General features: G+C 68.1%; 11 protein-coding genes, 1 tRNA gene and 1 pseudogene. 3 read left to right on the plus strand and 10 right to left on the minus strand.

The window, feature by feature from the left end; translation table 11 throughout:
• Positions 1–58: 58 nt before the first annotated feature.
• From BAU06_RS06695 to BAU06_RS06735, 9 genes and pseudogenes are all read right to left on the minus strand, one after another.
• The gene (locus BAU06_RS06695) at positions 59–607 is read right to left on the minus strand and encodes a DUF934 domain-containing protein (RefSeq protein WP_066345985.1); all 549 of its coding nucleotides are present in this window, start codon (positions 605–607) and stop codon (positions 59–61) included.
• The gene (locus tag BAU06_RS06700; RefSeq protein WP_066345988.1) at positions 600–2,330 is read right to left on the minus strand and encodes a nitrite/sulfite reductase; all 1,731 of its coding nucleotides are present in this window, start codon (positions 2,328–2,330) and stop codon (positions 600–602) included. The genes BAU06_RS06695 and BAU06_RS06700 overlap by 8 nt, the downstream gene beginning before the upstream one ends.
• 436 nt (positions 2,331–2,766) lie before the next feature.
• Positions 2,767–3,210: an HU family DNA-binding protein gene (locus BAU06_RS06705; RefSeq protein ID WP_066345989.1), complete on the minus strand. Its 444-nt coding sequence runs from the start codon at positions 3,208–3,210 to the stop codon at positions 2,767–2,769.
• Between the two features lie 210 nt (positions 3,211–3,420).
• A complete protein-coding gene (gene cobA / locus BAU06_RS06710) occupies positions 3,421–4,245 on the minus strand; it encodes a uroporphyrinogen-III C-methyltransferase (protein ID WP_082993540.1) in 825 nt (274 codons plus the stop codon).
• Positions 4,246–4,247: 2 nt separating this feature from the next.
• Positions 4,248–7,004 carry a nitrate reductase gene (locus tag BAU06_RS06715; protein WP_066345991.1) on the minus strand — a complete coding sequence of 919 codons (2,757 nt, stop codon included), beginning with the start codon at positions 7,002–7,004 and terminating at the stop codon, positions 4,248–4,250.
• A gap of 88 nt (positions 7,005–7,092) precedes the next feature.
• Positions 7,093–8,295, minus strand: a pseudogene (locus BAU06_RS06720) (NAD(P)/FAD-dependent oxidoreductase); the annotation flags it as partial.
• 34 nt (positions 8,296–8,329) lie between these two features.
• Entirely contained in the window at positions 8,330–9,214 is an 885-nt protein-coding gene (locus tag BAU06_RS06725) for an ABC transporter ATP-binding protein (RefSeq protein ID WP_066345993.1), read from the minus strand.
• Between the two features lie 4 nt (positions 9,215–9,218).
• Positions 9,219–10,043: a nitrate ABC transporter permease gene (gene ntrB / locus BAU06_RS06730; protein WP_415834845.1), complete on the minus strand. Its 825-nt coding sequence runs from the start codon at positions 10,041–10,043 to the stop codon at positions 9,219–9,221.
• Between the two features lie 10 nt (positions 10,044–10,053).
• On the minus strand, positions 10,054–11,274 hold the full coding sequence (locus tag BAU06_RS06735) for a CmpA/NrtA family ABC transporter substrate-binding protein (protein ID WP_231934066.1): 1,221 nt from the start codon (positions 11,272–11,274) through the stop codon (positions 10,054–10,056).
• Positions 11,275–11,854: 580 nt separating this feature from the next.
• Between BAU06_RS06735 and BAU06_RS06740 the strand changes: the two genes are divergently transcribed.
• The gene (locus BAU06_RS06740; RefSeq protein ID WP_066346006.1) at positions 11,855–12,433 is read left to right on the plus strand and encodes an ANTAR domain-containing response regulator; all 579 of its coding nucleotides are present in this window, start codon (positions 11,855–11,857) and stop codon (positions 12,431–12,433) included.
• Positions 12,434–12,451: 18 nt separating this feature from the next.
• Here the strand turns inward: BAU06_RS06740 and BAU06_RS06745 are convergent, their stop codons facing one another.
• Positions 12,452–13,909 (minus strand): phospholipase D-like domain-containing protein, encoded by a 1,458-nt coding sequence (locus tag BAU06_RS06745; RefSeq protein ID WP_066346009.1) that lies wholly within the window; start codon positions 13,907–13,909, stop codon positions 12,452–12,454.
• Positions 13,910–14,160: 251 nt separating this feature from the next.
• Between BAU06_RS06745 and BAU06_RS06750 the strand changes: the two genes are divergently transcribed.
• Positions 14,161–14,236, plus strand: a tRNA-His gene (locus BAU06_RS06750).
• A gap of 357 nt (positions 14,237–14,593) precedes the next feature.
• Positions 14,594–15,082, plus strand: coding sequence for a hypothetical protein (locus tag BAU06_RS27000; RefSeq protein ID WP_066668704.1), 489 nt, complete (start codon positions 14,594–14,596; stop codon positions 15,080–15,082).
• Positions 15,083–15,114: the final 32 nt, after the last annotated feature.

Here is a 15,114-nt window from a genome sequence, read left to right on the forward strand (position 1 = left end):
CTTGGATGTGGGTAGCCCGTCCGGGGCGTGACGATAGCCAGCGCCCCCGGCGGCGGTATCAGGCCTGCGCCGTGGCCAGTTCCGGCTCCGGCGGGCGCGCATAGCCCTGCTGGTAGTGATGGCTGAAGGTCTTCAGCGCATGGAGCGCCTTGACCGGATCATGGCCGGGCTTGACCAGGAAGCTGTCGAAGCCGCAGCGCGCCTGATAGTGAATGGTATCGATCAGGACGTCGCCCAGGGCCCGCAGTTCTCCTTGCCAGCCATGATGGGTGCGCAGGATCTGCGCGATGGAGTAGCCGCGCCCGTCCGTGTACATGGGGAAGTTGACCGCGAGGTAGGCAATGCCCTTGGGATCGATGGTCCGCCCGCCGTTTTCCAGCAGGTCGCCGGGGTCGGCATCGGGCTCCAGCAGGATGCCGACGGGATGGCGGCGCGCGCGCAGGCTGTCGCGCGCTTTCAGCCAGGTCGACAAGGGCACGATCCAGTCCGGCTCGTCGGGCGGGGTGCTGCTTGCGTCATCGGCCTCGGTGGCTTCGTAGCGGCGCGATGTATCGGCTTGCAGGCGGCCGTAGCGGATCAGGTTGTCCGGAGAGGTCTGGTCAGGCATGGGCGGCCTCCGTTTTCTGGCGCTCGGCGCTGCCGTAGACGTCGTTCTTGAAGGGATCGATGCCGACGCGGGCCACGACATCGACGAAGCGCTCTTCCTCGCTGTCGCGCAGGCGCAGATAGGTGTGGATCAGGGTCTCGACCACGCCCGGCACTTCGTCGCGGGCGAAGGAGGGCCCGATGATGCGGCCGATGGCCGCGCCACCCGCGCGCAGCGGGTCCACATCGTTCAGGTTATCGCCGGCGCCGTTCTGCCGGCCGCCTATCGTGACCTGGTACCACTCCTCGCCGGCCTTGTCGACGCCCAGGATGCCGATATGGCCCACATGGTGGTGCCCGCAGGCGTTGATGCAGCCGGAGATGTTCAGGTCCAGCTCGCCGATCTCGAACAGGTAATCCAGGTCGTCGAAGCGGCGCTGGATGGCGTCGGCCACCGGAATCGAAACGGCGTTGGCCAGGGCGCAAAAATCGCCGCCGGGACAGGAGATGATGTTGGTCAGCAGGCCGATGTTGGGGGTGGCCAGTTTCAGCGGCTTCAGCGCTGTCCACAGCTCGTACAGGCGGCTGCGGCGCACGTCGGCCAGGATCAGGTTCTGCTCGTGCGAGACGCGCATTTCGCCGAAGGAATACTGGTCGGCCAGATCCGCGATGGCATCCATCTGGTCCGCCGTCACGTCGCCGGGCGGGGTGCCGGTGGGCTTGAGCGACAGCGTTACCGCCGCGTAGCCGGCGACCCGGTGGGGGCGCACATTCTTGCGCAGCCAGCGGCCGAAAGCGGGGTCGGCGGCCGCCATCGTATCGGTCGCATCGTGTTCCTGGGCGGCGGCCGGGTCATATTCGGGCCAGGTGAAACGGCCGGCGATCTTGTCCAGGTCGGCTTGCGTCAGTTTGTTGGGGCCGTCCTTCAGATAGGCCCACTCCTGCTCGACCTGCTCGGTAAAGACCTCCGGCGTCAGGTCCTTGACCAGGATCTTGATGCGGGCCTTGTACTTGTTGTCGCGGCGCCCGTGCAGGTTGTAGACGCGCAGCACCGCTTGCAGATAGGTCAGCAGGTCGTACCAGGCGACGAAGGGGCGGATAAGCTTGCCGACGATGGGCGTCCGGCCCATGCCGCCGCCCACCCAGACGCGGAATCCCACCTGGCCATCCTGTTGCAGGGCTTGCAGGCCGATGTCGTGCACGCCGACGGCCGCGCGGTCCTCGTGTGCGCCGCTCACGGCGATCTTGAATTTGCGCGGCAGGAAGGCGAACTCGGGATGCAGCATGGACCATTGCCGGATGATCTCGCACCACACCAGCGGGTTGGTGACTTCATCGGGCGCCACGCCGGCGAAATGGTCCGTGGTGGTGTTGCGGATGCAGTTGCCGCTGGTCTGGATGGCGTGCATCTGCACCGTGGCCAGTTCGGCCAGGATGTCCGGCACGTCTTCCAGCTTGGGCCAGTTGAACTGCATGTTCTGCCGCGTGCTGAAATGGCCATAGCCGCGGTCGTACTTGCGCGCGATGTGGCCCAGCATGCGCAGCTGGCGCGAAGTCAGCATGCCGTACGGGATGGCGACCCGCAGCATGGGCGCATGGCGCTGGATATACAGGCCATTCTGCAAGCGCAGGGTACGGAAGTCGTCCTCGGACAGTTCGCCGGCCAGGAAGCGTTGGGTCTGGTCGCGGAACTGCGCCACGCGCTCTTCGACCAGTTGCTGGTCTATGGGGTCATACACGTACATGTCTATGCGCCTCGGTGCGCACGCCGGATGCGTGCGAGGGCCCTGGAAAATAGGCCGAAAGCGCAATCGTAGCCTGGATGCGGGGAGCCTGTCCCCGCTATTGACCTGAAGTTATTTGCTTAGATGGCGGGCTTATTTGGCCGCCTGGCCCCTGGCCCCCTGGCGCCTGGCCGCGCAGCCGCCGTGCCGCTTGGCTGCCTGGCGATCAAGCCGCCTGCCTGGCTGTTTGCTGCCTGCTTCGCAGGCCCGCCCGACGATCCACCCATGGCGCGAGACGTCCGCCTTCGCGCGCTCACGCGACAACCCATCTTTCCGCGCCAAGAGAAAACCCGCCTTGCGGCGGGTTTCCAGGACTGACGCACGCTTCGAAAGCACGCTGCGTTTAATGCATGCTTTTAAAGCAGGCTTCTGAAGCTGCCTTCAGAACTTGCGCGTATTACTGCGCGGCGTCCTTCAGCTTCTTCAGCGGGCGGACCTTCACCTTGACCGAAGCGGGCTTGGCGGGGAACCAGCGCTCTTCGCCGGAGAAGGGATCCTTGCCGAAACGCTTGGGCTTGGCGGGGACCTTCTGCACGGTGACCTTGAACAGGCCGGGCAGCGTGAATTCGCCGGAGCCCTTCTTGTTCACGGACGCCAGCACGGCACCTTCCAGGCTGGCCAGCACGGCCTTGACGGACTTGGCTTCGACGCCGCTCTGTTCGACGACGTGGGCCACCAGCTGGCTTTTGTTCAGCGCGTTCTTCAGCGCGGTTACGGGAGCGGCGGCTTTCTTGGCCGACGCGGTCTTGGTCACAGCGGCCTTCTTGGCCACGGCTTTTTTGGCCGGGGCTTTCTTGGCAGCGGTCGTGGAGGCTTTCTTTGCAGGAGCTTTAGTGGCCATGGTCGAAAGAATGGTTAGGTTGAAATAGCACAAGGCTCAAGCCGTACGCCTGGCGACGGCTGAACGCGATGATACTTAAGCCGCGCAGTTATGTACATTATTTGGCGTGGATTACGCGCGAAAAAGCCCTGAAGAGGCGCGACAACAACGGTCGCGCTTCTGCAGAGCCCTGAAAAAAGGGGGTTTGCGGGGCTTGCGATGCCCTTGGATTCAGGCCGCGAGCATCATGTCCGGGCCCAGGCGGGCCGCGTCGATCAGGGAGACCGCGGGCCCGATGACGATGACCGAGGGGCTGGAAAGCCCTGAATTCGCGATATCCGCGGCCATGCGATCGAGTCGCGTGACGATGTGGCGCTGGCCGGGACAGGACACCCGATGCGCCACGGCAACCGGAATATCCGCCGCGAAACCGGCTTCCCGCAGTTCGCGGGCCAGGGCGCCGGCATCGCGCATGCCCATGTAGCAGACCACGGTCAGGCCGCTGGCCGCCAGGCCGCGCCAGTCCGGCCGCGTGTCGTCCATGGTGTGCGCGGTGACCAGCGCAACGCCGCGGCTGAGGCCGCGATGGGTCAACGGCAGCCCCAGCGCCGCGCCGACGGCCAGTCCCGCCGTGATGCCGCCGACCGCTTCGGCGGCGATGCCGCGCGCGGCCAGCCACTGCATCTCTTCGCCTCCGCGCCCGAAAATAAAGGGATCGCCGCCCTTGACGCGCGCGACGACGCGGCCTTGGCGGGCATGGCGGGCCATCAGGCGCAGGATGAAATCCTGCGGCGTGGAGCGGCAACCGCCACGCTTGCCCACCTTCAGAATGCGCGCGCCCGGGGCGGCCAAGGCATGGATGTCCGGCCCCACCAGGTCATCCACCAGCCAGACTTCGGCCTGGCGCAGTATGCGCGCGGCCTTCACGGTCAGCAGTTCGGGATCGCCGGGGCCGGCGCCCACCAGCCATACCTTGCCGCGCGCCTTGGCAGCCGCCGCGGTCCCTGCCCGGCTGGCCGGCGCGCCGCCGGCGGGTTCAGCGTATGCATCCTGCATGGTCAGCTTCCTTGTCGATGAACGTGGGCCCGCGCCACCATGCGCGCGACTTCGGGGCCGCAGGACCCGCAGCCCGTGCCGCAGCGCAGGGTACGCCGCAGTCCCTGCAGATCGAGTCCGGCGGCGATGCCGGCCTGGATGGCGCGGTCCGTCACGCCATGGCAGACGCATACCGTGCGTGCGCGCTCGACGGGGCCGGTGCGGCCCATCAGCAGTCCCGCCACGCTGGCGGGCCCCGCGCCGCCATCGGCCCATGCCGACAGCGCATCCACGATCCGCGTGTCGCCCGCCACGAAGAAGGCCACGGGCTTCCTGTCCGCCAGCGCGACGCGGCGCACGATGCCGCGATGCGGATCGTCATAGGCGGCGTGCGGGCGCGCGGGCATGGCGGAGCCCAGCTCCAGCGCCGCGCACAGCGCCTGCAGCGTGTCCACGTCCGGCGCCCGGGTTTCGCCCAACGCCACTCTTATGCCGCCGCCGCCCAGCGCCGTGGGCAACAGCGCGGCATGGGAGAAGCGGCGCAGCCAGGGCGCCAGGCGCTGCCTCAGGATGGCGGCATCGCCTCGTATCCATCCGGCCGCCTGCCACGGCAGGCCCGCGGGCGCGACCGCGACCGCGCTGTGCTTCAGTTCGGGCTGGCGCGACACGGGATCGCGGGCCGGGTTGGTCAGGGCGTTCACGCCCTGGCCGGCGATGAAGGCGCTGCCCCAATGCATGGGCAGAAAGGCGTGGCCGGGCCGCAGTCCCTCGTCGGCGCGGACGCCCACGACCAGATGCCCGCGACGCGACGCCACCCGGGCCAGTTCGCCTTCCGCCACGCCGGCGGCTGCCATATCCGCGGGATGCATGGAAAGCCAGGGCTCCTCCACGTGGCGCGTCAGCGTGGGCGACAGCGCGGTGCGCGCCATCGTGTGCCAGTGGTCGCGCAGGCGGCCGGTGGTCAGGCGCAGGGGGTATTCCGCGCAGACCGGTTCGGCGACGGGCAGGTAGTCGACGTCGACGAAACGGGCACGTCCGCCGGGCGTGGGATAGCGGCCGTCGCCATACAGGCGGGCGGTGCCCGTGGCCGCGCCCAGGCCGTATGGCCACTGTTGCGGGCCGTCGCGTTCCAGCAGCGCGTAGGTCAGGGCGCTGTAATCCAGGTCCCGGCCGGCCGTCGTGCGGGCATGTTCGGCAAAGACCGCGCTTTCGTCGGCATACGCGAAATGCCCCGCCTTGCCCGGCGCAATGCGCCGCGCCAGCCGCGTGGCCACGTCGGCGGCCAGGCGCCAGTCCGGGCGCGCATCGCCGGGCGGCTCGATGGCGGCGCGCACGCGGCTGATACGCCGTTCGGAGTTTGTGGTGGTGCCGTCCTTTTCGGGCCAGGTGGCCGCGGGCAGCACCAGGTCGGCATAGTCCAGCGTTTCGGTGCCCGCATAGGCGTCTTGCACGATGACGAATTCGGCCTGGCGCAGCGCGGCCCGGACGCGAGCCTGGTCCGGCATCGACTGCGCCGGATTGGTCGCCACGATCCACAAGGCCTTGATGCGGCCGTCCAGGACGGCGTCGAACATCTCCAGGGCGGGCAAGCCGGGCGTGGCGGGCAGGCTTTCCACGCCCCACAGGGCGGCCACGTCGGCGCGATGATCGGGGTTGGCGGGATCGCGGTGGCCGGGCAGCAGCGTCGCCATGCCACCCGCTTCGCGGCCGCCCATGGCATTGGGCTGGCCCGTCAGCGAGAACGGTCCCGCTCCCGGCTTGCCGATCTGTCCGGTGGCCAGGTGCAGGTGGATGAGCGCGGCGTTCTTGGCGGTGCCGCTGCTGGACTGGTTCAGGCCCATGGTGTACAGCGACAGCGTGGCCGGCGATCGCGCGAACCAGCGCGCGGCCTGGACGATGTCGGCGGCCGGCACGCCGCAGATTTCCTGCGCCGCGGCCGGGGAGTAGGCCCGGATCCGCCCTTCCAGGGCGGCGAAGCCCTCGGTATGGTTTTCGATGTAGCCGCGGTCGATCAATCCTTCTTCGACCATGACATGCAGCATGGCATGGAACAGCGCGACATCCGTGCCGGGCAGGATGGGCAGGTGCAGGTCGGCGCCGGTGGCCGTGTCGGTGCGGCGCGGGTCCACCACGATGACGCGCATATGCGGGCGCGCCTGGCGCGCGGCCTCCAGGCGGCGGAACAGCACGGGATGCGCGTAGGCCACGTTGGCGCCGGCGATGAAAACCGTGTCGGCCTGTTCCAGGTCCTCGTAGCAGGCCGGGGGCGCGTCGGCGCCCAGGGTCTGCTTATAGCCGGCCACCGCGCTGGACATGCACAGCCTGGAATTGGTGTCCACGTTGTTGGTGCCCACCAGCGCGCGCGCCAGCTTGTTGAAGACGCTGTAGTCTTCGGTCAGCAGTTGGCCGGACAGGTAGAAGCCCACGGCGTCCGGGCCATGCCGGGCGATGACGGACGCCAGCCGGTCCGCCGCGATATCCAGGGCCTGGTCCAGCGCGATGTCCGCGCGCGCTTCGTCGCGGCTGGGGCGCCATTGCGCGCGCAGCACCCGCGCTGCGTCGCGCCGTACCGTGTCGGCCAGCTGCATACCCTTGCTGCACAGGCGTCCGCGATTGGAGGGATGGCTTTCATCGCCGCTGACGGCGATGACACGATTACCCTGCGCCTGGACGCGCACGCCGCAGCCCGTTCCGCAATAGCAGCAGACCGACGATACGGTGCGTGTGGCGGCGGAAACCTCTTCCGCGATGGCGCCGGCACGGGAGTACGGGGTGTCCATCCTCAGTGCTCCTGGCGCGCGATAGGGCGGCCGGCGCGCGCGGCCGCGGGGGGGATGGCGCTTGTTTTCACGATGCCCCCTTGGCGTCGGATTCGCCCAGCATCAGGCGGTCGCGCAGCCCGGCCAGGGCGGTGCCTTCGCGGATCAGCCGGAAATACCAGGCGCCATCGGCCGTGTCGCCGTACAGGCAGGCGCCCACCAGCTTGTCGTCCTTGATGACCAGTTTCTTGTACACGCCATCCATGGTGTCGCTCAGGGTAATGGCCTGCGTGCCGTCGCCGCCGATGAAGTCGCCAGCGGAGAACACGTCGATGCCGGTCACCTTCAGCTTGGTCGAGGTGACGCTGCCCGCGTAGCGCCCCGTGCCCCGCAGGGCCAGGTGATTGGCCGCCACGCTGGCCTGCTCGAACAGCGGCGCGACCAGTCCGTAGGCGATGCCGCGATGGCGCACGCATTCGCCCACGGCATAGATGCGGGGATCGAAAGTCTGCATGGTGTCGCTGACGACGATGCCCCGGTCGACGTAGAGCCCCGCCCGCTCGGCCAGCGCCGTGTTGGGCCGTATGCCCACGGCCATGACCACCAGGTCGGCGGGAATCTCCTGGCCGTCGGCGAAGCGCACGCCGCGCACGCGGCCGGCGCCGTCGTCCAGGATGGCGGCGGTCTCGCGCGCCATCAGGAATTCCAGGCCGCGCGCTTCCAGGCTGGCGCGCAGCAGGTCGGCGGCGTTGGGGTCGAGCTGGCGGTCCAGCAGCGTGGCGCCCAGATGCACCACAGTGACTTGCATGCCGCGCGTGGCCAGGCCGTTGGCGGCCTCCAGGCCCAGCAGGCCGCCGCCGATGACGACGGCGCGGCGATGCGAGGCGGCGGCTTCGATCATGCGATTGACGTCCTGGATGTCGCGGAAGGTCAGCACGCCTTCCAGGTCCTTGCCCGGCACGGGCAGGACGAAGGGCGTGGAGCCCGTGGCCAGCAGCAGCTTGTCGTAGGGCACCAGCGTGCCGTCGGCGGCATGGACCTGCCGGCGCGCCCGGTCGATTTTCGTGACCGGGCGGTCGAGCAGCAGCCGTATGCCGCGCTCGGCGTACCAGGGCACGTCGTTCAGCACGATCTCGCGCAGCGTGCGTTCGCCCGTCAGCACGGGCGACAGCATGATGCGGTTGTAGTTGGGGTGCGGCTCCGCGCCGAACACCGTGACCTCGTACAGGTCAGGCGCCAGCGTCATCAGCTCTTCCAGCGTGCGCGTGCCGGCCATGCCGTTGCCCACCACCACCAGTTTCTGCCTGTCCATTCCCAATCTCCGTCGGTCCGGCCCGTCCGGGCGCTCAGGCGGCGTTGCGCGCCCGCGCCGGTTCCAGCGGCGCCGCCGCGACGAAGGCCGGCGCGGCCGCCGGGGCGGGCGCCGCCGTCCGTGACGACGCTTCGGCCGGATGCGCGTAGCGGCGGTGCAGGAAATCGACCACGGCGGCACGGCAGGCCAGGTAGCGGGGATCCTCCGCCAGCGCCACGCGGTCGCGCGGGCGCGGCAGCGGCACCTCCTGGATCTGGCCGATGGTGGCCGCCGGGCCGTTGGTCAGCATGACCACCCGGTCCGAGAGCAGCACGGCCTCGTCCACGTCGTGCGTCACCATCATCGTCGTGGTGCGTGTCTTGGCGACGATCTTCAGCAATTCGTCCTGCAGGTGGGCGCGCGTCAGCGCGTCCAGGGCGCCGAAGGGTTCGTCCATCAACAGCACCTTGGGTTCGATGGCCAGCGCGCGCGCGATGCCCACGCGTTGCTTCATGCCGCCGGAGATCTCGCGGGGCAGTTTGCCCTGGGCATGGCTCAGCCCCACCAGCTCCAGGGCGGCATGCACGCGCTCGGCCTGCCGCGCCTTGCTTTCGTGGCGGCCGAAGACGCGCTCCACGGCCAGGTGGACGTTCTGGAAGCAGGTCAGCCAGGGCAGCAGGGAATGGTTCTGGAACACCACGGCGCGCTCCGGGCCGGGCCCGGCGATTTCTTTTTCCGCGCACAGCAGCACGCCGGAAGTCGGCCGCGTCAGGCCGGCCACCAGGTTCAGCAAGGTGGACTTGCCGCAGCCCGAGTGGCCGATCAGGGTGATGAACTCGCCTTGCGCCACGGTCAGTTCGATGTCGCGCAGCGCGACGAACGGTCCCTTGCGCGTCTCGAACACCTGGCCCACGCTTTCGATGCGTACGAACTTCTCCATGGCCTTACTCCTCGTAGGTAAAGCGTTTGGCCAGCTGCATGAGCAGCACGTCCAGCGTCAGGCCGACGATGCCGATGACGAAGATCGCGATCACGATGTGCTCGACCTTCAGGTTGTTCCATTCATCCCAGAGCCAGAAGCCGATCCCGGTGCCGCCGGTCAGCATCTCGGCGGCGACGATGACCAGCCAGGCGGTGCCGATGGAGAGCCTTACCCCGGTCAGGACATGCGGCAAGGCGGCCGGCAGCAGGACGCGGGTCAGCACCTTCCACTCGGACAGGTCCAGTACCCGGGCCACGTTCAGATAATCCTGGGGCACGCGCTGTACGCCGGCCGCGGTGTTCAGGATCATCGGCCAGATCGAACAGATGAAAATGGTCCAGATGGCGGCCGGATTGGCCGCCTTGAACAGCAGCAGTCCCAGCGGCAGCCAGGCCAGCGGCGACACCGGACGCAGCAGGCTGATGATGGGCGAGGCCAGGGCGTTCAGCGCCTTGAAGCGGCCGATGGCGAAGCCCAGCGGGATGCCGACCAGCGCCGCCAGGCCGAAGCCGCCCGCGACGCGCAGCAGGGATGCCAGCACGTTCCAGCCTATGCCGCGATCGTTGGGGCCGTTGTCGTAGAAGGGATGGGCGAACAACACGACCGCCGCGTCCCAGGTCTTGGCTGGCGTCGGGATGGCCGGCACCAGCAGCGCGATGGTCTGCCACACCAGCACGAACAGGGCGAAGCCGGCGGCGGGCCCCACCACGGCGCGCAGGGCGCCATCCACGTAGTCGCGCCATGGCCAGGACGGCCGGGCGCCGGAAAGGGGAAGCGATCGGTCCATGGCGGTGTCCTCAGGCTTTGATCTTGAAGCCGTCCGCATACGCGGCCGGGTTGCTGCCGTCCCACGCCACGCCGTCTATCAGCGTGGAGGCGCGCATCTCCCGGGCAGGCAGCGGCGCGCCGACGGCCGCCGCGGCCTGCTTGTAGACGTCGATGCGGTTGATCTGCCTGGCCACGGCCAGGTAGTCGGGATGGTCCTTGAGCAGGCCCCAGCGCTTGTGCTGCGTCAGGAACCACATGCCGTCGCTCAGGTAGGGGAAATTGACCGCGCCGTCGCCATAGAAGCGCATGGGGTGCGCATCGTCCCAGGTCTTGCCCAGGCCGTTGTCATAGCGGCCCAGCATGCGGTCGACGATGACGCTGACGTCGGTGTTCACGTAGGACTTGGCCGCCACGGTCTCCGCGGTCTTGCGGCGGTTCTCCGGCGATGCGTCTATCCACTTGCTGGCTTCCAGCACCGCCGCCGTCACGGCGCGCGCCGTATTGGGATAGCGCGAGACGAACTCGGCGGAGGTGCCCAGCACTTTCTCCGGATGGTCCTGCCAGATCTGCTGCGTGGTGACGGCGGTAAAGCCCACCTTGTCCAGGATGGCGCGCGCGTTCCAGGGCTCGCCGACGCAGAAGCCGTCCATGTTGCCGATACGCATATTGGCCACCATCTGCGGCGGCGGCACGGTGATGACCTTGGCGTCGCGCATGGGATTGATGCCGCTGGCGGCCAGCCAGTAGTACAGCCACATGGCGTGCGTGCCGGTGGGAAAGGTCTGCGCGAAGGTGTATTCGCGCTTCTTTTCCGCCATGACGCGGGCCAGGGAAGCGCCGTCGGTCACGCCGGCGTCCTTCAGCTGCTGCGACAGCGAGATGGCCTGGCCGTTCTGGTTCAGGCCCATCAGTACCGCCATGTCCTTCTTGGGGCCGCCGACGCCCAGGTGCACGCCGTAGACCAGCCCATACAGCACGTGCGCCGCGTCCAGTTCCCCGTTGATCAGCTTGTCGCGCACGCCGGCCCAGGATGCTTCCTTGGACAGGACGATCTTCACGCCATGCTTCTGGTCCAGTCCCAGGACGGAGGCCATCACCACCGAGGAACAATCCGTCAGCGGAATAAAGCCGATCTTCACTTCGGTCTTTTCCGGGGCATCGGTGCCCGCCGCCCAGGCGCCGGCCCGCACGCGCGGGTCCACCATTCCCAGGATGCTGGCTCCCGCCAGGGTGCGGGTCGCCCATCTCATGACGCGGCGACGTTGCAGGTCGGCCGGCGCGGCCGCGACGGCGTGGGTCGGATGCTGCGGAAAAGTCTTGAGCTTCATTCGATCATCCAGAAAGGGAAATCCCGGCGCAAAAAAAAACGTCCCGCGCGCGCAGGGCTATCCCTGTGCGTGCGGAACGTCGTTGTTCCGGTCGCCATCTTGGCGGTCATGACGGCCCCCGTTGGCCGTCGAGACGATTCAAGCAATAGCTATGCCAATTTTCCGGTCGGCGGCCGCGGCACCGGAATTCCCATGTGGATCAAGCACTTGTCTGCCCCAAAGCGCGGCCGGCACGGCGCGCACCCGCTCCGGCCAGCGGCCGGTGCGGCGAAATGGTGCAGTGCGAGGCGACGATGCGCCAATGCGGTGCGAGCCATGGTGCGCGATGCCGCGCGCGGCACCGGCGGCGGGGCGGGCGCCGCGCCGATCCCGCCCCGTAGCGCCACGGCCCGCAGGCGCCGATGGCCCGCGAGCCGGGCGTGCCACGCGACCAGGCGCCCCCGGCGAGGCCTTGGAATGGCATGCATTTTGCATTGCACAAGGGGGAGACGAGGAAACACAGATGCTCAGGGTGATGCTGATCAGGGATGGCGAAGGACGCGTGGCCGAGCTGCGGAACACGCTGGAGCAGGGCGGCGTGCAGATCGTCGCGGAAGTCCTGCCGGCGGCCGATCTGTCCGCGCTGATCGCGCGCCACGCGCCGGACGTCGTCCTGATCGACACCGACGCGCCATCGCGCGACACGCTGGAAGGCGTCTGCGTCGCCAGTGCGCACGGCGACCGTCCCGTCGTCATGTTCACCGAGAGCAATGACCGCCAGACCATGCGCGCCGCCTTGCAGGCCGGCGTGGCGGCCTATGTGGTGGGCGAGGTGCCCGCTTCCCGCATCCGCAGCCTGCTCGACGTCGCCATCGAGCGCTACGCCGTCGATCGCGCGCGCCGCGAGGAACTGACCGAGGCCCGGCAGCGGCTGGCCGAGCGCCAGTGGGTGGAAAAAGCCAAGGGCCTGCTGATGTCGCTGCGCGGCGTCTCGGAAGAAGAGGCCTACCGCATGCTGCGCGAGCACGCGATGAAGAGCCAGCGCCGCATCGGCGAGGTGGCGCGCGCGATGGTGGAAGCCGCGGGCTGGCTGAAGAGCTGAGCCGCGGCCCGGATAGCGCTACAGATAAGGCGTTGCCAGCCAGATCACCTTGTTGCGCAGCCGCTTCAGGAAGGGCGCGCCGCGCAGCAGGTCCAGGGTCTGGGGGACCGCGCTCGCGATGGTGGCGTCGATGCGCCGCCCGATGGCTTGCGCCGTGGCGCGGTCGTAGATCTCGGTATCCAGTTCGAAGTTCAGCCGCAGGCTGCGCGGGTCCAGGTTGGACGAACCCGCGTACGACCAGGCATCGTCCACCGTCATCAGCTTGGAGTGATCGAACATGCCGGTGGTGCGCCACACCCGGCAGCCCCAGCGTATGACCTGGTCCAGCTGCGCCGTCATGGCGTAGTCGACCAGCCGCAGGTTGTTCTTGCCGGGGATCACGATATCCACGCGCACGCCGCGGCGGGCGGCCGTCGCCAGGGCGCCGATCAGCGTCTGGTCCGGCAGGAAGTAGGGCGACTGGATGCGCACATGCTTCTGGGCCACCGCCAGCGCGCCCAGCAGCATATTGTGCGTGCTGCCCAGCGAGCGGTCCGGCCCCGAGGGCACGCAGCGCACCGCGACGTTGCCGGCCATGGCGCTGGCCGCATGGTTGAACCACAAGCTGCCCGCCAGCGACTCGCCGGTGGTGAAGTCCCAATCATGGGCGAACACGGACAGCAGCTGGGTCACGACCGGCCCTTCGAAGCGGAAATGCGTGTCGCGGTTGGTGTTCTCGCGCGCCAGGGCACTGACGAAGGCCGCACGGATGTTCATGCCGCCGGAGAACCCGACCCGGCCGTCCACCACCAGTATCTTGCGGTGGCTGCGCAGGTTGGCGTAGGGCATGCGCAGCACGCCCAGGGGATTGGTCATGAAGCGCGCGGTCCGCACGCCGCCTTTTTTCAGTGTCCCGATGATGGGCGGACGCGAATAATGCGAGCCCACCGCGTCGATCAGCACCCGTACCTGTACACCGCGTGCGCGCGCTTCGATCAGCGCCTGCGCCATCTCCCGGCCTATGGGGTCGTTGTCGAAGATGTAGCTTTGCAGCGCCACGGTATAGCGCGCCTGGCGGATCGCCTGCAGCATCGCGGGATAGGCCTCGTCGCCGCCATCGAGCAATTGCACCGAGTTGCCGCCCAGCAGCTGGAAGTGGCTGACCTTGTCGGCCAGGGTTTTCAATGAGGCGAATTGCGGCGCGGAGAGCGGCACGACGTCCGGTTCGGCGGCGGCGGGTTCCCGTGCATAGGCCACCATGGCGTCGTCGCGCAGCTGCGAAACCCGGGTGATGCGGATACGGTTGACGCCGGCCACGAAGTAGGCGGCGGCGCCCAGCAAGGGTGAAAACAGCGTGATGCCGACCCAGCCGATGGCGGCCCGTACGTCGTTCTTGGTCATGGCGGCATGGACGGCGGCGCCGGCCCCCGCCACCAGGCTGACCGTGAAAACGATATGTGGCCAATAGGCTTCCAGTATCTGATGCAGTTCGCGCATGGATTCCAGGTATTCGCTGCCGGGCGAGTTGCGAAAGGCGTTGCGCCGGCGCGGCCGTGGCCGGCCAGCTCCGCAGGATACCAAGCCGGCGCGGCCTGCTGTGCCGGAAAGAGGCGGAACGGCGGCGGTCGGGGCGCGGAGTGTGGCGCTTTCGGCACGGTGGGCAGCGGCGGGCGTGGCCTGGAACCGCCGGTCGGGGTGGCTTGAAATGCCCCCCGGAAAGCATGCTAGAATCTCGTCTCTTTGCTGCGGTGGCTGTAGCTCAGTTGGTAGAGTCCCGGATTGTGATTCCGGTTGTCGTGGGTTCGAGTCCCATCAGCCACCCCAAAAAAATCTTCAAGGACAGGCGCTTACGGTTTTCCGTAGCGCCTTTTCTTATTTGCGGTCCGAAATGGGAGCAGAGGCGGGGGAGCAGAAATCCGGAACAGAAACCCGGAGCAGAAACCCGGTTTCGGAACGCTCCCATGGCTGAAGCCGGGGCGCGGCCATTGCCCGGTCCGGGCTGGCAAAGATACCGGTATGCCTCGGTTGCCCGCCCGGGATCGCGCACGTGCCCAGCTTGCCTTGGCGGAAATTGCCCGCAGCTTGGCTTGAATCGCCCGCAGGTACCGGTATCGCAGGCGCGGTGGCGAATTCATAATCTTTCCGACCAAGAGATCTGTCGGCGAGACCACGCAAGGCATCATGAATTCGCAGCTCCAAACTGAAGCAATCTCCCGCAAGGATCGCCGGTGTGCTGCCGGTCTGCGGGCCACCCGCGTGCGGGTCACCCGTCTGCGGGCCACCCTCTCGGCGCTTGCTTTCCTTGCAGGGAGCGCGCCGGCCCTTACAGCCCCCGTCCTTGCGGGTTCGACGGACCTTTCCGCACAGAATGGCACCGTTACCCCGGACGACTATTTCCATACCGGCGCCGGATCCCGCTACCTGCGGCGTGCGGACTCCGAGCTGGTCGTGCAGGTGCTGCGCGGCAACCTCGCGGTTCTAATGGGATCAGGCGGCAACATCACCGTGCTGTCCGGCAAGGACGGGATGCTCCTGGTCGACGCCGGCATCGGCAAGTCGCTGGACGAGATCGTGGCCGCCAGGCCCACGGCGCCCTTCGATGCCCAATGGGGAAATTTTGTCTTCAACGGCGACCAGTTCACCAGGATGGTCTACGCCGGCCCGCGATAACGAACACCTTAGGCGGGGCGGTAACGAAGGCC

This window comes from Bordetella bronchialis (assembly GCF_001676705.1).
Classification (GTDB): domain Bacteria; phylum Pseudomonadota; class Gammaproteobacteria; order Burkholderiales; family Burkholderiaceae_B; genus Bordetella_C; species Bordetella_C bronchialis.

Excerpts from the sequence above, each read along its gene's own strand:
- BAU06_RS06695 (WP_066345985.1), bottom strand. The coding sequence starts at position 607 with ATGCCTGACCAGACCTCTCCGGACAACCTGATCCGCTACGGCCGCCTG.
- BAU06_RS06700 (WP_066345988.1), bottom strand. The coding sequence starts at position 2,330 with ATGTACGTGTATGACCCCATAGACCAGCAACTGGTCGAAGAGCGCGTG.
- BAU06_RS06705 (WP_066345989.1), bottom strand. The coding sequence starts at position 3,210 with ATGGCCACTAAAGCTCCTGCAAAGAAAGCCTCCACGACCGCTGCCAAG.
- cobA (WP_082993540.1), bottom strand. The coding sequence starts at position 4,245 with ATGCAGGATGCATACGCTGAACCCGCCGGCGGCGCGCCGGCCAGCCGG.
- BAU06_RS06715 (WP_066345991.1), bottom strand. The coding sequence starts at position 7,004 with ATGGACACCCCGTACTCCCGTGCCGGCGCCATCGCGGAAGAGGTTTCC.
- BAU06_RS06725 (WP_066345993.1), bottom strand. The coding sequence starts at position 9,214 with ATGGAGAAGTTCGTACGCATCGAAAGCGTGGGCCAGGTGTTCGAGACG.
- ntrB (WP_415834845.1), bottom strand. The coding sequence starts at position 10,043 with ATGGACCGATCGCTTCCCCTTTCCGGCGCCCGGCCGTCCTGGCCATGG.
- BAU06_RS06735 (WP_231934066.1), bottom strand. The coding sequence starts at position 11,274 with ATGAGATGGGCGACCCGCACCCTGGCGGGAGCCAGCATCCTGGGAATG.
- BAU06_RS06740 (WP_066346006.1), top strand. The coding sequence starts at position 11,855 with ATGCTCAGGGTGATGCTGATCAGGGATGGCGAAGGACGCGTGGCCGAG.
- BAU06_RS06745 (WP_066346009.1), bottom strand. The coding sequence starts at position 13,909 with ATGCGCGAACTGCATCAGATACTGGAAGCCTATTGGCCACATATCGTT.
- BAU06_RS27000 (WP_066668704.1), top strand. The coding sequence starts at position 14,594 with ATGAATTCGCAGCTCCAAACTGAAGCAATCTCCCGCAAGGATCGCCGG.